The sequence below is a fragment of the Caballeronia sp. AZ10_KS36 genome (genome assembly GCF_023631105.1).
Classification (GTDB): domain Bacteria; phylum Pseudomonadota; class Gammaproteobacteria; order Burkholderiales; family Burkholderiaceae; genus Caballeronia.
In genome coordinates this window covers 80,513-103,150 of the sequence record NZ_JALQDQ010000008.1, presented here as the reverse complement: position 1 = coordinate 103,150, position 22,638 = coordinate 80,513, and the positions used below count along the sequence as shown (strand labels likewise).

The 22,638-nt window shown below is 65.7% G+C and carries 18 protein-coding genes and 1 tRNA gene; 11 read left to right on the top strand and 8 right to left on the bottom strand.

What is annotated here, in order from left to right; all coding sequences use genetic code 11:
- The first annotated feature begins 39 nt into the window (after nt 1-39).
- The 7 genes from xdhA (at nt 40) to NCR35_RS05030 (ending at nt 9,421) form a co-directional block, all read left to right on the top strand.
- Nucleotides 40-1,566, top strand: coding sequence for a xanthine dehydrogenase small subunit (gene xdhA / locus NCR35_RS05060; protein WP_250533410.1), 1,527 nt, complete (start codon nt 40-42; stop codon nt 1,564-1,566).
- Nucleotides 1,563-3,962, top strand: coding sequence for a xanthine dehydrogenase molybdopterin binding subunit (gene xdhB, locus NCR35_RS05055; RefSeq protein WP_250533409.1), 2,400 nt, complete (start codon nt 1,563-1,565; stop codon nt 3,960-3,962). Before xdhA ends, xdhB begins: the two co-directional genes overlap by 4 nt.
- Nucleotides 3,963-4,008: 46 nt before the next feature.
- Nucleotides 4,009-5,025, top strand: a complete 1,017-nt coding sequence (xdhC, locus tag NCR35_RS05050) for a xanthine dehydrogenase accessory protein XdhC (RefSeq protein ID WP_250533408.1) — start codon at nt 4,009-4,011, stop codon at nt 5,023-5,025.
- Between the two features lie 42 nt (nt 5,026-5,067).
- Nucleotides 5,068-6,090: an adenosine deaminase gene (locus NCR35_RS05045; RefSeq protein ID WP_250533407.1), complete on the top strand. Its 1,023-nt coding sequence runs from the start codon at nt 5,068-5,070 to the stop codon at nt 6,088-6,090.
- Between the two features lie 32 nt (nt 6,091-6,122).
- A complete protein-coding gene (locus tag NCR35_RS05040) occupies nt 6,123-7,493 on the top strand; it encodes an NCS2 family permease (protein WP_244848172.1) in 1,371 nt (456 codons plus the stop codon).
- A gap of 29 nt (nt 7,494-7,522) precedes the next feature.
- Nucleotides 7,523-8,851 (top strand): guanine deaminase, encoded by a 1,329-nt coding sequence (guaD, locus tag NCR35_RS05035; RefSeq protein ID WP_250533406.1) that lies wholly within the window; start codon nt 7,523-7,525, stop codon nt 8,849-8,851.
- Nucleotides 8,852-8,980: 129 nt separating this feature from the next.
- Nucleotides 8,981-9,421, top strand: a complete 441-nt coding sequence (locus tag NCR35_RS05030) for a hypothetical protein (RefSeq protein WP_250533405.1) — start codon at nt 8,981-8,983, stop codon at nt 9,419-9,421.
- Nucleotides 9,422-9,424: 3 nt separating this feature from the next.
- On the opposite strand, the gene NCR35_RS05025 is transcribed toward NCR35_RS05030, so the two are convergent.
- The 8 genes from NCR35_RS05025 to NCR35_RS04990 form a co-directional block, all read right to left on the bottom strand.
- Entirely contained in the window at nt 9,425-10,489 is a 1,065-nt protein-coding gene (locus tag NCR35_RS05025) for a 2-aminoethylphosphonate aminotransferase (protein ID WP_250533404.1), read from the bottom strand.
- Complete coding sequence (aepY, locus tag NCR35_RS05020) at nt 10,489-11,679, bottom strand: phosphonopyruvate decarboxylase (protein ID WP_250533403.1); 1,191 nt, start codon at nt 11,677-11,679, stop codon at nt 10,489-10,491. The genes NCR35_RS05025 and aepY overlap by 1 nt, the downstream gene beginning before the upstream one ends.
- The gene (aepX, locus tag NCR35_RS05015) at nt 11,672-13,369 is read right to left on the bottom strand and encodes a phosphoenolpyruvate mutase (protein WP_250533402.1); all 1,698 of its coding nucleotides are present in this window, start codon (nt 13,367-13,369) and stop codon (nt 11,672-11,674) included. Before aepX ends, aepY begins: the two co-directional genes overlap by 8 nt.
- Nucleotides 13,366-14,142: a phosphocholine cytidylyltransferase family protein gene (locus NCR35_RS05010; protein WP_250533401.1), complete on the bottom strand. Its 777-nt coding sequence runs from the start codon at nt 14,140-14,142 to the stop codon at nt 13,366-13,368. Before NCR35_RS05010 ends, aepX begins: the two co-directional genes overlap by 4 nt.
- 25 nt (nt 14,143-14,167) lie before the next feature.
- On the bottom strand, nt 14,168-15,184 hold the full coding sequence (locus tag NCR35_RS05005) for a flippase-like domain-containing protein (RefSeq protein ID WP_250533400.1): 1,017 nt from the start codon (nt 15,182-15,184) through the stop codon (nt 14,168-14,170).
- Nucleotides 15,181-15,993 (bottom strand): HalD/BesD family halogenase, encoded by an 813-nt coding sequence (locus tag NCR35_RS05000; protein WP_250533399.1) that lies wholly within the window; start codon nt 15,991-15,993, stop codon nt 15,181-15,183. The genes NCR35_RS05005 and NCR35_RS05000 overlap by 4 nt, the downstream gene beginning before the upstream one ends.
- Nucleotides 15,990-16,730, bottom strand: a complete 741-nt coding sequence (locus NCR35_RS04995; protein WP_250533398.1) for a CDP-alcohol phosphatidyltransferase family protein — start codon at nt 16,728-16,730, stop codon at nt 15,990-15,992. Before NCR35_RS04995 ends, NCR35_RS05000 begins: the two co-directional genes overlap by 4 nt.
- 95 nt (nt 16,731-16,825) lie before the next feature.
- The gene (locus NCR35_RS04990) at nt 16,826-17,545 is read right to left on the bottom strand and encodes a DUF4136 domain-containing protein (protein WP_250533397.1); all 720 of its coding nucleotides are present in this window, start codon (nt 17,543-17,545) and stop codon (nt 16,826-16,828) included.
- Between the two features lie 175 nt (nt 17,546-17,720).
- Between NCR35_RS04990 and pepN the strand changes: the two genes are divergently transcribed.
- From pepN to NCR35_RS04970, 4 genes are all read left to right on the top strand, one after another.
- The gene (pepN, locus tag NCR35_RS04985) at nt 17,721-20,447 is read left to right on the top strand and encodes an aminopeptidase N (RefSeq protein ID WP_250533396.1); all 2,727 of its coding nucleotides are present in this window, start codon (nt 17,721-17,723) and stop codon (nt 20,445-20,447) included.
- A 150-nt stretch (nt 20,448-20,597) separates the two neighbouring features.
- Nucleotides 20,598-21,617 (top strand): class 1 fructose-bisphosphatase, encoded by a 1,020-nt coding sequence (locus NCR35_RS04980; protein ID WP_244848157.1) that lies wholly within the window; start codon nt 20,598-20,600, stop codon nt 21,615-21,617.
- Nucleotides 21,618-21,670: 53 nt separating this feature from the next.
- A tRNA-Thr gene (locus NCR35_RS04975) sits at nt 21,671-21,746 on the top strand.
- Nucleotides 21,747-22,381: 635 nt separating this feature from the next.
- A complete protein-coding gene (locus tag NCR35_RS04970; RefSeq protein ID WP_175939762.1) occupies nt 22,382-22,531 on the top strand; it encodes a hypothetical protein in 150 nt (49 codons plus the stop codon).
- Nucleotides 22,532-22,638: the final 107 nt, after the last annotated feature.

Below are 22,638 nucleotides of genomic sequence, written 5' to 3'. Positions count from 1 at the left end.
CGTAACGCGCGCCTGGTCCGCAATGTCCCTGCCCGGCTCATGACAACGCACACCATCCGCTTCCTGCACCGCGGCGCCGTCCGCGACATCGCCGATGCGCCCGCCACGCGCACCGTGCTTCAGCATCTGCGCGCGAACGACTGCACCGGCACCAAAGAAGGCTGCGCCGAAGGCGATTGCGGCGCGTGCACCGTGGTCGTCGGCGAACTCGATTCAGCGGGCGAGCTCGCGCTCAAGGCCGTCAACGCGTGCATCCAGCTTCTGCCGACGCTCGATTCGCGCGCGCTTTTCACCGTCGAAGATCTGCGCAACGCCGACGGCGCGCTGCACCCGGTGCAACAGGCGCTCGTCGATTGCCACGGCTCGCAATGCGGCTTCTGCACGCCGGGCTTCGTCATGTCCCTGTGGGCGCTGTATCACGCCCATCCGCGCGATGCCGGCCCGCCCTCGCGCGACGAAATCGCCGCCGCCATTTCCGGCAATCTGTGCCGCTGCACCGGCTACCGGCCGATCATCGACGCCGCCGAGCGCATGTTCGACTACCCGCCGCCGGCTTTCGACCGCGATGCGATCCGCGCAACGCTCGCCGGCTTGCGACGCGAACAGACGTTCGAGTACCGCGCTCCGGACGCGCGCGGCGAAAGTTTCGGTGCGCCGGCGTTCCATGCGCCCGTCACGCGCGCCGAATTCGCCCGCCTCCGGGCAGCGAACCCGGACGCGCGGCTGCTCGCGGGCAGCACGGATATCGGTCTGTGGATCACCAAGCAGTTTCGCGATCTCGGCGACATCCTCTTTATCGGCAACGTCGAGGAACTGAAGCGCATCGAGCGCGACGCGCAGACGCTGACGATCGGCGCGGCGGCATCGCTCGAAGATGCCTATGCCGCGCTCACCGCCGATTACCCGGAACTCGCCGAACTGTGGACGCGCTTCGCGTCGCGCCCGATCCGCAATGCGGGCACGCTCGGCGGCAACATCGCGAACGGCTCGCCGATCGGCGATTCGATGCCCGCGCTCATCGCGCTCGACGCCGAACTCGTGCTGCAACTCGGCGACAAGACTCGCACGATGCCGCTCGACGCGTTCTATCTCGCGTATCAGAAGACCGCGCTTCAGCCGGGCGAATTCGTCGCGGCGATTCGCGTGCCGCGCTCGGGCGCGGACTTGCGGTTCCGGACGTACAAGGTGGCGAAGCGCTACGATCAGGACATCTCCGCCGTCTGCGCCGCCTTCGCGATCCGGCTCGACGACAGCCATCGCGTGACGCGCGCGAGGATTGCGTTCGGCGGCATGGCGGCGACGCCCAAGCGCGCGGCGCAGGCCGAAGCGGCGCTCGTCGGCGCGCAGTGGAGCGACGACACCGTGCGCGCAGCCATGAACGCGCTCGATGCCGACTTCCAGCCGCTCACCGACATGCGCGCATCCAGCGCGTATCGGGCGAAGGTGGCGCGCAACCTGCTGCGGCGCTTTCATCTGGAGACGCGCGCCGACGCGCCGCTCGCGCTGGCCCAAGTGAACGCGTTCGCGTACGCCGCGCATGCGTCGATCTCCGAGGAGCAGCCATGAACAAGGCGAGCGAACCCATCGCACTCGATACGGCACTGGATGCCGCAGCCCGCCCCGCCGACGCCGACGCCGCGGGCGCCGCGCTGCCGCACGAATCGGCGGCGCTGCATGTGAGCGGCGAGGCGGTCTACACCGACGACATCCGCGAATTGCGCGGCACGCTGCACGCGGCGCTCGGGCTGTCGCGGTACGCGCACGCGCGCATCGTCTCGATGAATCTCGACGCCGTGCGTGCCGCGCCCGGCGTCGTCGCGGTTCTGACCGCCGCCGACATTCGCGGCGAGAACAACTGCGGCCCTGTGCTGCACGACGACCCGATCCTCGCCGCCGACGAAGTGCAGTACCTCGGCCAGCCGGTGTTCGCCGTGATCGCCGAGACGCACGACCTGGCGCGCCGCGCCGCCGCGCTCGCCAAAAGCGACGATGTCGTGCGCTACGAGCCGCTCGAAGCCGTGCTCACGCCGCGCGAAGCCAAGGCGCGCAAGCTGTTCGTGCTGCCGCCGCTGCATCTGAAACGCGGCGATCCGGACGCGCGCATCGCGGGCGCGAAGCATCGCATCGCCGGGGAATTCGAGGTCGGCGGGCAGGAGCAGTTCTATCTCGAAGGCCAGGTGGCGTACGCGGTGCCGAAGGAAGCGGACGGCATGCTCGTCTACAGTTCGACGCAGCATCCGAGCGAAATGCAGCAGGTCGTCGCGCACATGCTCGACTGGCCGACGCACGCGGTCGTGTGCGAATGCCGGCGCATGGGCGGCGGCTTCGGCGGCAAGGAATCGCAATCGGCGCTCTTCGCGTGCGTCGCGGCGCTCGCCGCGCATGTGCTGAAGCGCCCGGTCAAGCTGCGCGCCGATCGCGACGACGACTTCATGATCACGGGCAAGCGCCACGACGCGGTCTACGAATACGAAGCGGGCTTCGACGACGACGGGCGCATCGTCGGCGCGCGCGTCGAGATCGCGCTGCGGGCCGGCTATTCGGCGGACTTGTCGGGCGCGGTCGCGACGCGCGCCGTCTGCCACTTCGACAACGCGTACTTCTTGAGCGATGTCGATATCCGCGCGTTCTGCTGCAAGACGAACACGCAGTCGAACACGGCGTTTCGCGGCTTCGGCGGTCCGCAAGGCGCGCTCGTGATGGAAGTGATGCTCGATGAAATCGCGCATCGGCTGAAGCGCGATCCGCTCGATGTGCGGCGCGCGAACTATTACGGCATCGACGAGCGCAACGTGACGCCGTACGGCCAGACGGTCGCGGACAACGTCCTCGCCCCGCTCACCGACGAATTGATCGCGACGAGCCATTACCACGCGCGCCGCCAAGCGATCGCCGCGTTCAACGCGACGAACGACGTGCTCAAGCGCGGCATCGCGTTCACGCCGGTCAAGTTCGGCATCTCGTTCAACGTGCCGTTTCTGAATCAGGCCGGCGCGCTCGTGCATGTCTACAAGGACGGCTCGGTGCTCGTCAATCACGGCGGCACGGAAATGGGCCAGGGGCTCAACACGAAGGTCGCGCAAGTGGTGGCGAGCGTGCTCGGCATCGGCCTCGCGCGCGTGCGCGTGACGGCCACCGATACGTCCAAGGTCGCCAATACGTCGGCGACGGCGGCATCCACCGGAAGCGATCTCAACGGCAAGGCGGCGGAAGCGGCGGCGCTGACCATCCGCGAGCGGATCGCGGAACTGGCCGCGAAGCAACTCGGCGGCGCAGCGGCCGACGTGCGCTTTCACGGCGGCGTTGTCGAGGCGAACGGCGGGCAAATGCCGTTCGAGCAACTGGTCGCGGCGGCGTATCTCGCCCGCGTGCAGTTGTGGTCCGACGGCTTCTACGCCACGCCCAAAGTCCATTGGGACGCGAAGACGCTGACGGGCCATCCGTTCTACTACTTCGCGTACGGCGCGGCGGTGTCGGAAGTCGTCGTCGATACGCTCACCGGCGAATGGAAGCTGCTGCGCGCGGACGTGCTGCACGACGCAGGGCGCTCGATCAATCCGGCCATCGACCTGGGTCAAGTGGAAGGCGGCTTCATTCAGGGCATGGGCTGGCTCACGACCGAGGAACTGTGGTGGAACCGCGACGGACGCCTGATGACGCACGCGCCTTCCACCTACAAGATTCCCGCCGTCAACGACACGCCCGCCGCGTTCCACGTCGCGCTCTTTCGCGGCGCGGGCAACGAGAATGTCGAGCCGACCATCTTCCGCTCGAAGGCGGTCGGCGAGCCGCCGCTGTTGCTCGCGTTTTCGGTGCTGCTCGCGATCCGCGCGGCGATCGCGGGAGCTTCGCCCGATGCGCAGGACGCCCCGAAGCTGCGCGCGCCCGCCACGCCCGAAGCGATTCTCGACGCGCTGGCTTCGCTTGCCGTCGAAGCCGAGTCCGCCGCCCCGGTAAACTAGCGCCTGCGACGACGCAACAACCCGATCCTCTCCCGGAGCCTCATCCATGCAAGTTTGGCTGAACGACCTGCAACACCTGCTCGCGCACGGCGACGCCGTCGTGCTCGTGACGGTCGCGCGTGTCGAAGGCTCCGCACCGCGCGAGCCGGGCACGAAGATGATCGTCACGCGCGAGGACGCCCGCTACACGATCGGCGGCGGCCATCTCGAATGGAAGGCGATCGAAACCGCCCGGCAAGTGCTGAAGGACGGCATGCGCAGCCCGCGCATGCGCAGGCTCGAGCGTTTCGCGCTCGGTCCGAGCCTCGGCCAGTGCTGCGGCGGCGCGGTCGTGCTCGCGTTCGAGCGGCTCGACGTATCGGACCTGAACTGGGTGACTTCGCTCGCCAAACGCACGGCGGCCGGGCTTTCGACGGTGCGCAGCGTCTCTTTCGCGCCGATGCCCGACGCCGTGATGCTGTCCGATCCCGAGCCGGGCGCCGACAGCGCCGACTGCCTGTTGTGGGACGGCGCGGGCTTCGACGAGAGCGGCGCGCTGCTCACCGAAACCATCGCGCCGCGCGACTTTCAGGTGGTGCTGTTCGGCGCGGGTCACGTGGGCGCGGCGCTCGTGCGCGTGCTCGCCACGCTGCCCTGTCACGTGCGCTGGGTCGACGAGCGCGACGCCGCGTTTCCGGCCGCGCAGTTCGTGCCGGACAACGTGACGATCGAGCCGAACGACGCGCCCGACGAAGCCGTCGACAACGCGCCGGCCGGCACGTACTTCATCGTCATGACGCACAACCATGCGGTGGATCTCGTTCTGGCCGAACGCATTCTCGCGCGCGGCGACTTCGCGTTCTTCGGCATGATCGGCTCGCACACGAAGCGCAGGCAGTTCGAGCACCGGCTCGCCGCGCGCGGCATCGACCCCGCGCGCATCGCGAGGATGGTGTGTCCGATCGGCATCGACGGCATCGTCGACAAAGCGCCCGAAGTGATCGCCGTCGCGGCAGCCGCCCAGCTGCTGCAGGCCGTGGAAGCGCGTGCCGAGCTTTCCGCGTCGTCGCAACAGACCGCTTGACCCCGAGCGGAAGCCCCTAGCATCGACATAAGAACCCAGCCCATGAATCCCACACTCGCCGACAAGATCGCGCGCGCGCCGAAGGCGGAACTGCACATTCACATCGAAGGCTCGCTCGAGCCGGAACTGATCTTCGCGCTTGCCGAAAGGAACGGCGTGAAGCTCGCGTACGACTCCATCGACGCGCTGCGCGCCGCGTACGCGTTCACCGACCTGCAGTCGTTCCTCGACATCTATTACGCGGGCGCGAGCGTCCTCTTGCATGAAGCCGATTTCTACGACATGACGATGGCCTACGTCGAGCGCGCGCTCGCCGACCACGTCACGCACGCGGAAATCTTCTTCGACCCGCAAACGCATACGGAGCGCGGCGTCGCCATCGAGACGGTCGTCGCGGGCATCGAGCGCGCGCTTGCGGAAGGCGAGAAGCGCGGCCTCACGTCGAAGCTGATTCTCTGCTTCCTGCGTCATCTGTCGGAGGAAGACGCGCTCGCCACGTACGAGCGCGCGCTGCCGCTCTTCGACCAGTACGCGCACCGGCTGATCGGCGTCGGGCTGGATTCGTCGGAACGCGGACATCCGCCGTCGAAATTCGAGCGCGTCTTCGCGAAAGCGCGTGAGCGCGGGCTGAAGCTCGTCGCGCATGCGGGCGAGGAAGGTCCGCCCGCGTATGTCTACGAGGCGCTGGACGTGCTCAAGGTGGATCGCGTCGATCACGGCGTACGCAGCATCGAGGACGCGGCGCTCGTCGCGCGTCTCGCGGATGCGCGCATCGCGCTGACCGTGTGCCCGCTCTCGAACATCAAGCTCTGCGTGTTCGACGACATGACCAAGCACACGCTGAAAGACCTGCTGGATCAGGGCGTCGCGGTGATGATCAATTCGGACGATCCCGCGTACTTCGGCGGCTACGTCAACGCGAACTACTTCGCCATCGTCGATGCGCTGAAGCTCTCCGACAAAGAGGTCTACACGCTGTTGAAGAACAGCCTGGAAGCCTCGTTCGTCACCGACGAGGAACGCGCCGCGATGGTCGCGCGCCTCGACGCGTACTGGAAGCAGTAACCCCAAGCACTAACCGCACTAAAGCAAGACAGATGGATACCACAGCAACAACACAACGCGACACCACCGCCCTCGAACGATTCTTCGGCATTCGCGCGGCCGGCTCGCGCACGAAAACCGAGATCGTCGCGGGCATCACGACGTTTCTCACGGCGATGTACATCATCGTCGTCAACCCGGGCATTCTTTCGCAGGCCGGCGTGCCGTTTCCGGCCGCGCTCACGGCAACCGTCATCGTCAGCTTTCTCGGCAGCTGCGCGATGGGCCTCTATGCGCGCAATCCCGTGCTGGTCGCACCCGGCATGGGCATGAACGCGCTCTTCGCCTTCGTGATGGTCCACGGCGGCAAGATGCCGTGGCAAACGGCGCTCGGCTGTGTGTTCTGGGCCGGCGTGATCTTCGCGGTGCTCGCGGTATTCAACGCACGCAAGCTCGTCGTCGATGCGATTCCCGCGAACCTACGCCATGCGGTGTCCTGCGGCATCGGCTTGTTCATCAGCCTCATCGGGCTCGTGAACGCGAAGTTCGTCGTCGGCGATCCGGTGACCATCGTGCATTCGGCCTCGCTCAATCCGGTGGTCATCACGTTCCTGATCGGCCTCGCCGTCACGACGATTCTCGTCGCGCGCAAAGTGACCGGCGCGCTGATGCTCGGCATCGTGTTCACGACGATCATCGCCATTCCTATCGGCCGCGTCTGGGGCGACGGCACCGCGTACTGGCCCGCCGCCATCGCCACGAAAACGCTCGTGAACTGGAACGGCCTGTTCTCCGCGCCGGACTTCTCGGGCATCTGGCAACTGGACCTCACGGGCGCGCTGAAAGTGGTCTACTGGCCGTTCATCTTCGTGATGCTGTTCACGTCGTTCTTCGACGCGCTTTCCACGTTCATGGCGATCTCGGAGGCCGGCAAGCTCTTCGACGCGAACGGCAACCCGCGCAACATCCGGCAGTCGATGATGGTCGACGCCTTCTCGGCGCTCGTTTCCGCGCCGCTCGGCACGAGTCCCGCGAACGCGTATATCGAATCGGCGGCAGGCATCTCGGCGGGCGGGCGCACCGGTCTCGTCGCAGTCGTCGCGGGGTTGTGCTTCCTGCCGTTCCTGTTCCTCTCGCCGCTCCTGTCGCTCGTTCCGGCGATCGCGACCGCGCCCGCGCTCGTGCTGGTCGGCGTGTTCATGATGGAAGCGATCACGCAGATCGAATGGCATCGATTCGACGAGGCCATTCCCGCGTTCCTCGCGATGATCCTGATTCCGCTGACCTACTCGATCACCGACGGCGTCGCGTACGGCTTTCTCGCGTTCGTCGTGCTCAAGGCCGCGACCGGGCGCGCGAAGGAAATCAAGCCGGCGATGTGGATCATCGCGGCCTTCTCGCTCGTATTGCTTTCGCAGTTGTAGACATCACTAGAAATCGGAGACGTTGCACCATGACTCAGACCGCCTACCGCGCCCAGTTGCTCACCTTCCGCGAAGACCCCGCGCTCGCCGCCGACGGCGCAGTGTACGAGGCCGACGGCCTGTTGATCGTCGAGGACGGCAAAGTGGTCGCGGCGGGCGCGTACGCGTCGCTGCGCGACAGGCTCGGCGCGGACGCGACCGTGTACACCATGCGCGACAAGCTGATCGTGCCGGGCTTCATCGACTCGCACATTCACTTTCCGCAGACGGACATGATCGCGTCGCCCGCGCCGGGTCTTCTGCCGTGGCTCAACACGTACACGTTTCCGACCGAGCGCGGCTTCGAGAACCCGGCCGTCGCGCGCGAGACGGCGAGCTTTTTCCTCGATGAACTGCTCGCCTGCGGCACGACGACGGCGCTCGTCTACTGCACGGTGCACAAGCAATCCGCGGATGCGTTCTTCACCGAGAGCGAGGCGCGCAATCTGCGCATGGTGGCGGGCAAGGTGCTGATGGATCGCAACTGCCCCGAGTTTCTGCGCGACACGGCGCAATCCGGCTACGACGACAGCGCCGAGCTCATCGCGCGCTGGCATGGCCGCGGACGTCAGCATTACGCGCTGACGCCGCGCTTTGCGCCGACATCGACGGAAGCGCAGCTGGAAGCGTGCGGCGCGCTCGCGCAGCAACATCGGGATGTGTTCATTCAGACGCACGTCGCGGAGAACACCGACGAGATCAAGTGGGTCGAAAGCCTGTTTCCGGGGCACCGCAGCTATCTGGACGTCTACGATCACTACGGCCTCTTGCGGCGGCGCGCGGTGTACGGCCACTGCATCCATCTCGACGATACCGACCGGCAGCGCATGGCCGAAACGGGCGCGGTGGCGTCGCATTGCCCGACTTCGAACCTGTTTCTCGGCAGCGGCTTGTTCGATTTCGAGAAAGCTGGCGCGTCCAAGATGCCGGTCGCGCTCGCGACGGACGTGGGCGGCGGCACGTCGTTTTCCATGCTCCAGACGATGAACGAAGCGCACAAGGTCGCGCGTCTCACCGGGCATCACCTGAGCGCGACACGCATGTTCTGGCTCGCGACGACGGGCGCGGCGCAAGTGCTCGAACTCGACGACAAGATCGGCACGCTCGCGCCCGGCAGCGAAGCGGATTTCGTCGTGCTCGATCCGGCCGCGACGCCGCTGCTCGCCCGGCGCACGGCGCGCGTCGAGTCGCTCGAAGAACTGCTGTTCGCGTTCGCGCTGCTCGGCGATGACCGCGCCGTGTTCGAAACCTACGCGGCAGGCAGGCGCGTGCACGAGCGGGAGCGGCGCCGGACGACGGCGCTGGAACTGGCGGCCTGAGTATTCAAGAAGCGCCCTTCGCACGAAGGGCGTTCTTCTTTGCGGGATGGACCGGACGCGCTCATTCGAGCACAATTTTTGCGCGCTCGCTAAAGTGCAAGCTTTCGTCCATCACCGTGAAGATTCGTTATGAAGGCCGCTGCGCTTTTCTTTCGCCTAGCCGCATCCATTGCGCTCGCCATGTCGGCCGCGCCGTCGCATGCACGCGCAATCGAAGCGCAACTCGACTGCCACTCCACCGCGCACGACTTCATCGCGCCGCTTCAGCGAGAAGGTTTGATCGAGAAGAAGCCCATGCGTGTCGAGCCGAACTCGGTCAACGCATTCAAGGCGGTCAAAGGCGCGACGCTGACGGCATACGGTTTCAAGGTGTATGCGGTCGTCGGCTACCAGAAGGACGATCCGATGTTCAAACAGGGAAACGGTGAGCCGATCGCGGATTCGGCTTACGGCGTGGTCGTCTGGGCGAGCGACGACGCCGTGAAGGAAAAGGTCGACGCAGCGGGCAGCGACGCGGACGTGCACCACGTCGCGCCCTTCATCACGGCGATCTTCTGCAAAGGCCGTTAGCTGTTAATGCAGCAGTTCCGCGACGGATGCGATCAGGCGATCCATGTCGCTGGCATCGAGCGCGCCCATCGTCGAGATGCGGAACAAGGTCTTCGACAAGCCGCCCTGCCCCGCGTAGATCACGAAGCCCTTGGCCTTCAGCGCATCGTGCAGCGTTTCGTAGCTGATGCCCGCCGGCAGCCGGTACGCGCGCAGCACGACCGACGACTCGTCCGCCGGCAACGCGCTCTCGATACCCAGCGCAGCAAAGCCCGCGCGCACTTGCTCGGCGAGCGCCGCATAACGCGCGTGGCGCTTGCGCCAGCCGCCTTCGTCCTCGAACTCGCGCAACGCCTCGACGAGCGCGTAGTACGCGTGCACGGACGGCGTGAACGGCGTGTTGCGCGCGTCCTGCAACTTTGCGAGCCGCGCGATGCCGAGGTAATAGGTGCGGCTCGCGGCCTTCGCCAGCGCGTCGCGCCGCGCGATCACGAACGCCGCGCCCGGCACGCCGTGCAGGCACTTGTTCGCGGTCGCCGCCACCGCGACGATGCCGCCGCCGTCGAAGTCGATTGCTTCCGCGCCGAAGCTGCTCACGCCATCGACCAAGAGGCCGACGCCGCGCTGGGCGCACGCCCGCGAGAGCGCATCCAGCGGATTCAGGCGGCCGGTCGTCGTTTCGTGATGAATGATTGCGACGTGCGAGAACGCCTTCTCGTCGATCATGCGGATGATCGCGTCGGTGTCCGGCGCCTGCATCCATTCGTACTTCAGCACTTCATGCTCGATGCCGTACTGCGCCGCGATCTGCGCGATGCGGTCGCCGTACACGCCGTTCTCCACGACGAGCAGCCGCCCGCCTTCCGGCACGAGGCCCGCGATCATGCTTTCGACGGCAGCCGTGCCGGAGCCGGTCATTAGCACCGCCGTCCACTTCGCGGGATCGAGATCGTACGCCGCGACGAGCCGCGTTCTCGCTTCGTCCTGCAAGTCGAAGAACTCCGGCTCGCGATGGCACAGGTCCGTCCGCAGCAGGCTGTTGCGCACGCGTTCGGTCAGCGTGACGGGGCCGGGATTGAGCAGCAGCATCAGCGTTCTCCGATGTGTCGTTGCAAACGTGCGCGCACGTCTTCCGGCGTGACTTTCGGGCGCGGCAGGTCGGCGGGCGTGCCCGTGGTGATCGACAGCCGCGCGAAGCGCGCGCCTTCGGGCGCTTGCGCGTCGAAGAGGCGGTCGATCACGCCGATGTCGTCGCCGTCGAGCGCGAGCGCGTACCCGCACGCCGACGCGATCGACGCGAAGTCGACGCCGCGCGAGACGGTCGCCTGTCCGCCGGTCGATTCGTGCGCGCCGTTGTCGAGCAACAAGTGGATGAGGTTGGACGGGCCGTAGGCGCCGAGCGTCGAAAATGCGCCCATGCGCATGAGCGCCGCGCCGTCGCCGTCGAGCGCGACGACGGTGAGATCCGGACGCGACAACGCGAGCCCGAGCGCCATCGGCGTCACGCAGCCCATGGAGCCGACGAGATACAGCTGGTTCTCGCGGTCGTCGATAGCGTACAACTCGCGGCCGCAGAAGCCGGTCGAGGCCAGCACCACGGTCGAATCCTTAGGCGTGCGTGCGATCACGCGCTCAAGCGCAGCATGACGCGTCACGCGCTCGCCTGCGAATCGGTCGACCGGCGCAGCGGCTTGACCGGAGCGCACGCCCGACAGCCCGGTCTTCTTCAGTTCGTACGGCGCGACGCTGCCCTTCTGCATCACGAGCGCGTACGGGCGGCCGGTGCGGTCCATGTATTCGGTCGCGCGGTCGAGCGCCGGACCGATGGCGTCCGCTTCGGTCGGGAAAAGCTCCCACGGAATCTCCATCGTGTCGAGCATTTGCGGCGTGATCGGGCCCATCAGCGCGTGCTGCGGCTCGTCGGCGACGCCCGGCTGGCCGCGCCACGTCACGATCAGAAGCTGCGGCAGCCGGAACGTCCACGTGAGCGAGGTCAGCGGGCTCACCGCGTTGCCGAGTCCGGAGTTCTGCATCATCGCGATGCCGCGACGTTTGCGCTCGCCGTTCCCCGCGCCGTTCCCCGTGCCGCTTCCCGCGCCAAGCGCCACGCCTGCAATCAGCGCGACGGCATCGCCTTCGTTCGCCGCCGACACGTAATGCAGCGATTCGTCCTGCAGCACGTAGTTGATGAACGGCGTGAGGAACGAGCACGGCACGCCCGCATACCAGTCGAAGCCGCGCGCGCGCGCCGCCTCGACGAACTGGGCGGCCTCAATCACGCGCGTTCTCCAGACCTTCCGAGCCGATCGGCGTCTGCCCGTGTGCGAAGTCGCCCGCGCGGCGGAAGTCGTCGAGGTCGTTCACGCCGCGCCAGTGGCCGTGCACGTACTGCACTTCGATCTTCTCGCCCGCCGCGACGAGCGCATTCAGCAGCGCGGCCATGTCGAGCGTATCGAAGTCGGGCCGCGCCTGAAGCTGCGCGAGCACCGCGAGCAGGCGGTCGCGCGCACCGCTGCGCACATTGATGAGACCCATCCAGCGGCCCTGCGGCGCGCGTCCTTCGGTCAGAGCGTGTCCCGCGCCGACCACGCTTTCCAGCCACACTTTCTGGCCGAAGAGCGCGCGGTCATCCGGTTGCGAGCAGTAAGCGAAGTCGGTCGCGGACGCGCCCGATTCCGGCGTCTGCGACGAATCGACGACGACGCAGAAGTCGCTCGGCGATTCGACGAGATCGCGCAGGATATAGCTGCGAAACAGCAGGTCGCCGTAGGAGAGCACCGTGTCGCCGGTGATGTGCTTCGCGGCGCACGCGAGCGATGCCAGTTCGCCCGTCGACGCGTGCTTGTCGTTGACGACGAGGCGCACGCCCGACGTATCGATCGCATCGGCACGGTAGCCGCCGACCACGGTGATGTCGTTGATGCCTTCCTTCTTGAACGCCTCGACGAGATGGCGCAGAAGCGGCTTGCCCGCGACCGGCAACATCACTTTCGGACGATCGGCCGTCACGGCTTCGAGTCCCGCGCCGCGGCTCGCCGCCAGCACGACCGCGCTGCGCTTTTCGTTGGCGGCCGTCAGATAGATGTTCTCGGCGGCGGAGTATTCGTCGGCGTCTTGCAGGCGGAAGATCTCGTTGACCGTCGCGATGCGGTCTTCCACATTGACGAGCGTTTCGCTGTCGTGGATTTCCTTCGCGATGGCCTGCATCGCGGAAACGGCGCCGCGAATCAGATGGTTCGCCCAGATCACGCAGCTGATGCCCGCCTGACGGAACGCGTCGGTCGGCGTGCTGTAGTACTTGGTCGGCACGATCACGAGCGGACCGCGCCCGGCCCATTCGCGCGCGAAGGTCAGGATTTCGTCGGGCTTCGAGAGCTTGCTGTGGATCAGGATCGCGTCCGCGCCCGCCTGGCGATACGCTTCGGCGCGCTTGAGCGCTTCCTCCATGCCCCAGCCCGCGATCAGCGCCTCGACGCGCGCCACGATCGAAAAGTTAGGATCGCTTTGCGAATCCTTGCCGGCCTTGATCTTGCCGCAGAATTCGTCGATGTCGGCGAGCGGCTGCGCTTCGCCGTTGATGAAGCTGTTGGTCTTCGGGAACTGCTTGTCCTCGATGCACACGCCCGCGATGCCGCGCTGCTCCAGCTTCTTCACGAGCCGGCGCACGTTGTTGAAGTTGCCGTAGCCGGTGTCGCCGTCGAGCAGAATCGGCAGATCGCTCGCGTCGGCCATGAATTCGAGGTTATCGACAACCTGCGTCCAGCTCGCTTCGTTGTTGTCGCGCACGCCGAACTGCGCCGAGATCGAGAGGCCCGAGCCCCAGATCGCCTTGAAACCGGCTTCCTTCGCGATGCGCGCGGAAATGCCGTTGTGCGCTTCCATCAGGAATTCGAGGCGGCTGCTTTGCAGCATCTCGCGCAGGCGCATGGTGCGCGAGTAGCCGACGGGAATGGTTCGGGGTGCGTTCATTGTTGGGAGGCTCCTGCAAACTGACGTAGCGGTTGCAACTGCGGCAGCACTTCGTCGGCTGCGCGCTTCACGTCGTTCTGAAAGTCGATTTCGATCCACGGCGCGCCGGTCACATCGGCGATATCGAACACGTGGGCTTTTTCCAGCAGCAGGTCGCGCACCGCTTCTTCGTGCGGCATCTTCCCGCGGCCGGTTTCGACATAATCCGCGACGATATCGGCAAGACGCGCGGCCGTCTTCTCGTCGAAGCGGAAGAAACCGACCGATTCGCCGATGGTGTCGTACGCGAGGCCCGCCGCGACCTGCTTGCGCAGTTCCACCGGCACGCCGTTCTCGATGCACAGCTTCACCGGCTCGTCGCCGGCTTCGAAGTCGCGGTCGATCAGCAGGCGGTTAACGGTTCCGCCCGCGACCAGCGGTTCGATGATGCGCTCGTCGTAAAGCACGTCGGCGTCCATCAGCAGCACGTCGCCGCCGCGCGTCATCGCCTCGCGCGCGGTGTGCACGGACAGCACGCTGCCGAGCGTGAATTCCTCGTTCACGACGATTTCGGTCTTCGGCTTCCAGTCGATCGACGCGAGTTCCGCCTCGATCTGTTCGTGCTTGAAGCCGGTGACGAAGACGATTTCATCGACGCCCGCGCCCTTCAGATAATGAAGATGGCGTTCGAGGAGCGAAGCGTCGCCAAAGCGCAGCAGGCATTTCGGCTTTTGCTGGCCTTCGGGCTGAACAAGACGCAGTCCCATCCCGGCCGCAAGAATAATTGCGCGCATGGTTGTTGTTCCCTTCGAGGGTGAATCAGTCGATATCCGGCACGCGCGCAAGACGACGGCGCTGCCAGCCTTTTTCAACGAAATGCAGATAGACGATGCCCGGCACGCCGAGCAAGAGCTCGCGGGCGCGCTTGGCGAGCGAGAGCGCCAGCGCCGTTTCGGGCGGCAGGCCGACGAGGCGCGCGAGCAGCAGATAACCGCCCTCCTGCACGCCGAGCGAGCCGGGAATGGCAAAGGCCGCGCCGCGAATCGCCTGACCGAGGCTTTCGAGCAGCAGCGCTTCCGTCCAGCCGACCGGATGCCCGAGCAGATCGAGCACGATCCAGACTTCGCCCGTGCCGACGATCCAGCCGAGAAGGCTCAGGCCGAAGCTCGCCGCCACCTTGCCGCGCTCGCGATACAGCGCGTGCACTGCCGTATCGACCGCCTCGGCGCGCGTGACGAGCGACGACCAGTCGCGCTTCTTCGAGAAGCGCGCGGCGATGCCGGACGCAAAGCGCATCGCACGGCCGAAGAGACCGCGCCGCTGCGCGAGATAGAACCCGAAGATCATCGCGCCGATCACGCCCACGACCGCGAGCACCGCGATCGACACGACCGTCGACGAGCCGCCCGCCGCGTAGCTCGTCAACAGCACGACGCCGACGAGCGCGAAGAGGAGTTGCGCGACGGTCTGCATCGTCGTGCTCACGGTGATGACGGCGGCGGCGTCGCGTGCGCGCATGCCGCGCTGCGAGAGATGGCGGACCATCAGCATGGGCCCGCCGATCTGCCCGGCGGGCATCAGGCTATTGACCGATTCGCCTGCCCAGCGCGCGAGCAGCGCGTCGCGCAGCGCGACGTCGCGTTCGTTGCGGGAAAAGAGCACGCTGATCGCGCCGGCGTCGAGCGCGAGCGGCGCGAAGTGAAACGCGGCCACCGCAAAGAGGCCCCAGCCCGCGTCAGCGAGCGTCGACGCGACCGAGCCGAAACCTTGCCAGCCGAGCAGCGCGATGAACAACACCACGCCGATCGAGAGCAGAAACGTGCCCGCGCGACTCATGCCTGTCCGTTTTTGCCGCCTTTGCGGCGAAAGACCTGCTTGAAGCCGAAGTACGCGATCGAGTCCTTCATGTTCGAGATGAAACGCTGGAACGGCCGCATCTCCGGGTTCGTGACGTACTCAAACGTGAGCGACACGCGCATCTCGTTTTCGCCGAGCGGCGTGACGCGATGCCGTAGCTTGTCGCCGTCGAAGAACACGAGCGCGCCCGGCGGATACTGCACCGAGCCGGGTTCCGGCGTCGCGTTCGGCGTGCGCGTATGCAGTTCATAGTCGAGACGGCAGGACGAGTCGTCGATCACGCCGAGCAGCATGGTGTAGCGGCGCCCGTTGTAGTACGACGTGTCGTAGTGCCAGCCGATGTGATCGCCGGGGCGCGTATAAAAATAGAGCGCGTAGGCGTGAGGATCGTCTTCGGGCGAGAGTTGCAGCTTGTCGCCGCTCACCGCCCCCAGCCACTTGATGAGCGCTTCCGAGCGGTACAGGTCCGCGATGAACGGCGCGAGCTTGTCGAGCGTATGACGGCTCACGCTGCCGCCTGCCTTGTGGCCCGGCAGATAGTTGCGGTTCACGGCCGGCATCACGTCGTGCACGGCGGCGATCAGGCGTTCGGTGTAGTCGCGCGGAAGGAACTCGTCGAGATAAAGGAAGGAGCCTTGTTTCTCGTAGTCCGCGTGCAGTTTGGGCGTGGGCAGCGAGGCGAGGCGCGCGTTGAGGGTCGCGTCGATATCGCGCGACGACGGGAGGCTCGCAGGGTCCGCGTGTGACTGTCGAGGTTGCTGGTTGACCGGAGTTGCCGTATCGCTCATCTCACCGCCTGGAAATCGTTGCCGTCCTTGCGCGCGGCGTGCGCCGACTGCGCCGACTGTGCCGTCTGTGCCTTGGCGCGTACGGTGGCCTCGGCGCGCACGCGGCGCGTCACGCGCCGGTAGTCCACCGCGACGAACACCGCGAACAACGGCGCGCCGATGGCCGCCGCGATCAAGAACGGCGTCATGCCGTTCAGCACCGTCACGACCGGCAGCAGATACAGCACGTCTTCGGTTTCGAAGCCGGCGACCGAAGCCTGCTTGGTGCCGGACTTGCCGACCATCGACTCGATGCGCATGCGCAGGAAGAAAATGAGCGCGACCGCGACGCCCGCCACGCCGCCGAGCCACTGCGCGGCCGTCGCGTACGAAGGATGATGCACGGCGACGTAGAAACCGATGCCCGCGAAGAGCAGTACGGTCACGAGCGCGTCGCACGCAAGGTCGTAAAAGTGTCCGATCTTGCTCGACTGACCGCTGATGCGCGCAAGCTCGCCGTCGGTGTGATCGACGAAATTTGACAGCGCGATCAGAAGCGCGCCGAGCGAGCACAGCCAGAAGTCGCCGAGCGAAAGGTAGTACGCGCCGCCGAGCCCGATGGCAAGGCGAACGGTCGTCAGATGATTCGGCGTGACGGGCGTGCCGACGAGCGGCGTGACGAGGCGGCGGGCGAGCCGGGCGTCCCATGCGGCGGGCTCGGGAACGGCTTTCGGATGGGGCGGACACGGTTTTGTCATGACCGCGAATATATCGCTTATTGACCGCCGCTGCATATATTGCGGCGCGGTCGAATGCCCTCTGCTGGCGCGTTCCGGCGTGCCGCAAGCCACCGTCACTCAGCAGTTTTGGGCGCTGTTGCCGGTGCCGGCGCGGCCCCGCTCGCCGTCGAATCGAGCGATGCCGCCGTTTCGTTGCCGATGCCGCCGTTCTTGTCCACCGGCAGCGTCACCGTGCGCACCGTGCCGTTGCCGAGCGGGAAGTCGGCGAGCGCGCTGCGGGCGAGATACGGCATCGCGCGATACAGCGAGGCGTCTTCGGACGAATTCACCGCCGTCACCTTGTAGACCTCGCGTCCGGTCGCCCGGTCGGTCATGCGGATTTGCAGCGCGTGAATATAGACGGGGTAACTCTGGTCGACATAGCCCGTCGGACCCCACGGGCCGTATGGACCGAAGCCGCCCCACGGGCCCCAGAAGGGACGGCCGTAGTAGCCGTACCACGGCCATGGATCGTAATAGACGGGCCGGCGCACCGTCACCAGGTCGCCGCGCACCGAATACGCGAGCGCCACCCGGTAATGCGCGCTCGCTTGCGGCGCCTCCTTGAACGCGTATTTCGACAATTCGCTCGCGACGAGCGTCTCATAAGTCTTCTGCTCGATGCTGTTCTGCTGTTCGTCAGCGCGAGCGAACGCGTACGTGCGCGTGGCGTCGCTGCCGGTCCAGTCCGAGAACGCGGTCACCTGCGTCTGGACGTAGGTGGTGCAGCCCGCGAGCCATAGCGCGCCCGTCAGGCAGGCCGCGCGCATCAGGCGATGGATCGAGAGATTCATGGTCATCCTCACTTCGTTGACTGCGCTTCGGGCGACGTCGCACTGCGGCGTCCCACTCACCGGACTCACGATAGCCAACCGTTTTGTACAATGGTTCGACCTGCGGAGCCCGCATTCGTGCCGTACTCATGCACATGATCGAGCGGGCCGCCACTCTCACCGAGAAGATCTTGCCATGTCCAACACGCCCGCACCGACCGCGTCCGCTGTGATTCGCCGCGAGGACTATACGCCGCCCGCTTTCCTCATCGATTCGGTCGCGCTGGAATTCGACCTCGTGCCGTCGCGCACGGTCGTGAAGAACACCATGCGCCTGCGCCGCAACCCGGACGCGCCCGGCCACGCGCCGCGCCTCGAACTGATCGGCGAGCAACTCGAGTTCGTGCGCGCGGCGATCAACGGCGCGGCGCACGCGGATGTGCAGACCAGCGACAACGGCCTGTCGATCGGCGATCTTCCCGGCGACGCGTTCGAGCTGAGCATCGAAAGCATCTGCAATCCGGAGCAGAACACGACGCTCTCGGGACTTTACGTGTCGAGCGGCAACTTCTTCACGCAATGCGAGGCGGAAGGCTTCCGGCGCATCACGTACTTCCTTGACCGTCCGGACGTGATGGCCACCTACACCGTCACGCTGCGCGCCGACAAGGCGGCGTATCCGGTGCTCTTGTCCAACGGCAATCTCATCGAAGAAGGCAATCTGCCCGATGGCCGCCACTTCGCGAAGTGGGAAGATCCGTTCAAGAAGCCGAGCTATCTGTTCGCGCTCGTCGCAGGCAAGCTCGTCGCGCTGGAAGAACGCATCAAGACCGGCTCGGGCAAGGAGAAGCTGTTGCAGGTGTGGGTCGAGGAACACGACCTCGACAAGACGCGCCACGCGATGGATTCGCTCATCCACTCGATCCGCTGGGACGAGAAGCGCTTCGGGCTGGAACTGGATCTGGACCGCTTCATGATCGTCGCCGTGAGCGACTTCAACATGGGCGCGATGGAGAACAAGGGCCTCAACATCTTCAACACGAAGTACGTGCTCGCCAATCCGGAAACGGCGACGGACACGGACTTCTCGAATATCGAAGCGGTGGTCGGCCACGAGTACTTCCATAACTGGACCGGCAACCGCGTGACGTGCCGCGACTGGTTCCAGCTGAGCCTGAAGGAAGGGCTGACGGTGTTCCGCGATCAGGAGTTCTCCGCCGACATGGCCGCCGGCGACGCCGATGGCGCGGCGAGCGCCGCCGCCCGCGCGACGAAGCGCATCGAAGACGTGCGCGTGCTGCGGCAGATGCAGTTCGCCGAGGACGCCGGCCCGATGGCGCATCCGGTGCGCCCGGAGAGCTACGTCGAGATCAACAATTTCTACACGATGACCGTCTACGAGAAAGGCTCGGAAGTCGTGCGGATGTACCAGACGCTGTTCGGCCGCGACGGCTTCCGGCGCGGCATGGATCTCTATTTCCAGCGCCACGACGGCCAGGCCGTGACCTGCGACGACTTCCGTCAGGCGATGGCCGACGCGAATCATCGCGACCTCGCGCAATACGAGCGCTGGTACAGCCAGGCGGGCACGCCGCGCGTCACCGTTCGCGCGTCCTACGACGCCGCGAACAAGAAGTACACGCTGACGCTCGCGCAAGGCTACGGCGAGACGTCGGAAGCCGCCCGCGCGACGCAGAAAGGACCGCTGCTGATTCCGTTCGCGGTCGGTCTGATCGGCGCAAACGGGGCGGATCTGCCGCTGCGTCTGGAAGGCGAAAAGGAGCCGAGCGGCACGACGCGCGTGCTCGAATTCACCGAGCGCGAGCAGTCGTTCACCTTCGTCGATGTCGCCGAGGCGCCCCTGCCCTCGCTCTTGCGCAATTTCTCGGCGCCGGTGATCGTCGAATTCGACTACACGAATGAACAGCTCGCGTTCCTGCTCGCGCACGACAGCGACCCGTTCAACCGCTGGGAAGCCGGCCAGCGCCTCGCCACGCGCGAGTTGCTCGCGCTTGCCGGGCGCGCCGCCAACGGCGAGACGCTTTCGATCGGCGATGAAGTCATCGCGGCGTTCGCGCAAGTGCTCGACGACACCACGCTCACGCCCGCCTTCCGCGAACTCGCGCTGATGCTGCCGTCCGAGAGCTATCTCGCCGAGCAGATGAGCGTGTCGGACCCGGCCGCCGTCCACGCGGCGCGCGTGTTCATGAGCCGCCGGCTCGCGTCGCAGTTGCGCGACAAGTGGCTCGCCGTCTACGAGGCGAACCAGACGCCGGGCGAGTATCGGCCGACGCCCGAAGACGCCGGCAAGCGCGCGCTCAAGAATCTGGCGCTCGCCTATCTGAGCCAGCTCGACGATCCGAGCGACGCCGTGCGTCTCGCGCAAAAGCAGTACGACGACGCGAACAACATGACGGACCGCTCCGCCGCGCTTTCCGCGCTGCTGCTCGCGAGCGCAACCGCTGGCGCGGACGCGACCGTGGCGGACGCGGCGCTGGCGGACTTCTATCGCCGCTTCGAGAAGGAGGCGCTGGTGATCGACAAGTGGTTCGCGCTTCAGGCGACGCAGCGCGGCGGCGACGAGCGCAAGGTGATCGATATCGTGCGGCAGCTGATGCAGCATCCCGCGTTCACGCTGAAAAATCCGAACCGCGCGCGCTCGCTCATCTTCAGCTTCTGTAGCGGCAATCCCGCGCAGTTCCACGCGGTCGACGGCTCCGGCTACGCGTTCTGGGCCGAGCAAGTCATCGCGCTCGACGCGCTGAATCCGCAGGTTGCGGCGCGGCTCGCGCGCGGACTCGAGATGTGGCGGCGCTTCACGCCGGCGCTGCGCGAGAAGATGCACGCGGCGTTGAGCGAAGTCGCGTCGAAGGCGAAGTCGCGCGACGTGCGCGAAGTGGTCGAAAAGGCATTGGCGGCGTAACCGCGCTTTGCCCGTTCAGTGGCCGTCGCGCGATGTTTCGCGCGGCGGCCATTCTTGTTTATGGCGGCGACGGCCGGTGCTGTCACACGGGCGAGCAGGATCGAGCGGTTAGAATCGTGAATATTCGTCTAACGCTCACCGGAGCCCAGCATGTCCTCCATTTCAAGCCGTACCACGCTCACGAAGTATCTGATCGAGCAGCAGCGCGAACACCAGAACCTGCCCGCCGACTTGCGTCTTCTCATCGAAGTCGTCGCGCGTGCCTGCAAGCAAATCGGCTATCAGGTGAGCAAGGGCGCGCTCGGCGATGCGCTCGGCTCCGCCGGCAGCGAAAACGTGCAGGGCGAAGTGCAGAAGAAGCTCGACGTGCTCTCGAACGAAATCCTGCTCGAAGCCAACGAATGGGGCGGCAACCTGGCCGCGATGGCATCGGAAGAGATGGAAAAGATCTTCCCGATTCCGAACCGCTATCCGAAGGGCAACTATCTGCTGACGTTCGATCCGCTCGACGGCTCGTCGAACATCGACGTCAACGTGTCGATCGGCACGATCTTCTCGGTATTGCGCTGCCCGGACGGCGCTGACCCGACGGAAGCGGTCTTCATGCAGCCGGGAAGCGCGCAAGTGGCTGCGGGTTATGCAGTGTACGGGCCGCAGACGGTGCTGGTGCTGACGACGGGCAATGGCGTCAACTGCTTCACGCTCGACCGCGAACTCGGATCGTGGGTGCTGACGCAGCGCGACATGCAGGTGCCGACCGAAACGCGCGAATACGCGATCAACGCATCGAACAGCCGCCACTGGTACGAGCCGGTGCAACGCTACGTCAACGAACTGAACGAGGGCAAGGACGGTCCGCGCAAGGAAGACTTCAACATGCGCTGGATTGCGTCGATGGTCGCGGACGTGCATCGCATCCTGAATCGCGGCGGAATTTTCATGTACCCGGCCGACAAGCGCACGCCGGATCGCCCCGGCAAGCTGCGCCTCATGTACGAAGCGAATCCGATGGCGTTCATCGTCGAGCAGGCGGGCGGTGCCGCGACCGACGGCGAGCGGCGCATCCTCGATATCGTTCCGACGAGCCTGCACCAGCGCGTGCCGGTGTTCCTCGGTTCGAAGAACGAGGTGGACCGCGTGACCCGCTACCATCTCGAAAAGAAAAATTGATTCAGGGTCTTGCCAAATCGAGAATGTGGTCGCTATAATCCTGTTTCTCTGATGCCGGAATAGCTCAGACGGTAGAGCAGCGCATTCGTAATGCGAAGGTCGGGGGTTCGATTCCTCTTTCCGGCACCACAAGATTCAAGCAGCAAACCAAAACCCGCGTTCATGCAAATGACGCGGGTTTTTGCTATTGGTGGTCTCGCATTGGTGGTCTCCTATCGGTGGTCTCGAACGCGCGCGACACCGGCCCTCCCCTCAGCGCAATTGCCCGCCCCTCTCCACTGCTTCCCGATTCGGTTCTCGACGGAAATACGCAAAAGCATTTCGCATTTGGACACTCGGAATGTCGAAGTTGCGCCGAATGTGCGCTTTCGTACAACGACGAACCTTTTTCCGCTTTGCACCACAGCGTCAACGAAGGTTTCCCGGTATCGTTATATCCATAGAGGAAAGGCGACGATCCAGCGTGGACACGCCGCAGCGCCTCGCGCGACGGGGCTGTGCGCTGTCCCGACGGCCTGGTCCACTGCGGTTGTTTTTGCTAAAACTTAAGTAAGCGGGTTTATCCGCCAGCGAGAATTACCGACCGCCGCACGAACGGTCATATGCTTGATCGGTTGCCGCAGGTTCGCGCTCAAGCCGAAGCCACGCCGAACCGATAACGCTTAATTAGAGGATCAGTTAATCGGCCATTGCGGCGGCGCACGAGACATGCAGCAGCCGCGATCGCCAGCAATCGAATGTCGATGTCACCCGAGGAGAGAACCATGGACGCCAAACCGACGAAAATCCCGACGCCCGACAAGGTACATTGTCCGGACCCGGAGCCGGTAGCCGTCGAGTTTCTCGCGACCGAACTGCCCGAGCACGTGCGCGCGTTCTTCGACGAACAGCGCAAGCTGGCTTCGGTCAAATAGGCGGCTGCGCTGAACCATCACGCCGCCGTCGTGAACACGACGCCCGGTGCGCGCGGCGCGCACGGACTTCTCAGTCCGCACATGGCGCTCGCCAGGAAGCGTCACGC

Bases quoted from the DNA above. Each gene is read 5' to 3' on its own strand.
- NCR35_RS05040 (WP_244848172.1), top strand. From the start codon at position 6,123: ATGGATACCACAGCAACAACACAACGCGACACCACCGCCCTCGAACGA.
- NCR35_RS05005 (WP_250533400.1), bottom strand. From the start codon at position 15,184: ATGAGTCGCGCGGGCACGTTTCTGCTCTCGATCGGCGTGGTGTTGTTC.
- NCR35_RS05030 (WP_250533405.1), top strand. From the start codon at position 8,981: ATGAAGGCCGCTGCGCTTTTCTTTCGCCTAGCCGCATCCATTGCGCTC.
- NCR35_RS05000 (WP_250533399.1), bottom strand. From the start codon at position 15,993: ATGAGCGATACGGCAACTCCGGTCAACCAGCAACCTCGACAGTCACAC.
- xdhB (WP_250533409.1), top strand. From the start codon at position 1,563: ATGAACAAGGCGAGCGAACCCATCGCACTCGATACGGCACTGGATGCC.
- pepN (WP_250533396.1), top strand. From the start codon at position 17,721: ATGTCCAACACGCCCGCACCGACCGCGTCCGCTGTGATTCGCCGCGAG.
- aepX (WP_250533402.1), bottom strand. From the start codon at position 13,369: ATGAACGCACCCCGAACCATTCCCGTCGGCTACTCGCGCACCATGCGC.
- NCR35_RS04970 (WP_175939762.1), top strand. From the start codon at position 22,382: ATGGACGCCAAACCGACGAAAATCCCGACGCCCGACAAGGTACATTGT.
- NCR35_RS05010 (WP_250533401.1), bottom strand. From the start codon at position 14,142: ATGCGCGCAATTATTCTTGCGGCCGGGATGGGACTGCGTCTTGTTCAG.
- xdhC (WP_250533408.1), top strand. From the start codon at position 4,009: ATGCAAGTTTGGCTGAACGACCTGCAACACCTGCTCGCGCACGGCGAC.
- NCR35_RS04990 (WP_250533397.1), bottom strand. From the start codon at position 17,545: ATGAATCTCTCGATCCATCGCCTGATGCGCGCGGCCTGCCTGACGGGC.
- NCR35_RS05025 (WP_250533404.1), bottom strand. From the start codon at position 10,489: ATGCTGCTGCTCAATCCCGGCCCCGTCACGCTGACCGAACGCGTGCGC.
- NCR35_RS04980 (WP_244848157.1), top strand. From the start codon at position 20,598: ATGTCCTCCATTTCAAGCCGTACCACGCTCACGAAGTATCTGATCGAG.
- NCR35_RS05045 (WP_250533407.1), top strand. From the start codon at position 5,068: ATGAATCCCACACTCGCCGACAAGATCGCGCGCGCGCCGAAGGCGGAA.
- NCR35_RS04995 (WP_250533398.1), bottom strand. From the start codon at position 16,730: ATGACAAAACCGTGTCCGCCCCATCCGAAAGCCGTTCCCGAGCCCGCC.
- guaD (WP_250533406.1), top strand. From the start codon at position 7,523: ATGACTCAGACCGCCTACCGCGCCCAGTTGCTCACCTTCCGCGAAGAC.
- xdhA (WP_250533410.1), top strand. From the start codon at position 40: ATGACAACGCACACCATCCGCTTCCTGCACCGCGGCGCCGTCCGCGAC.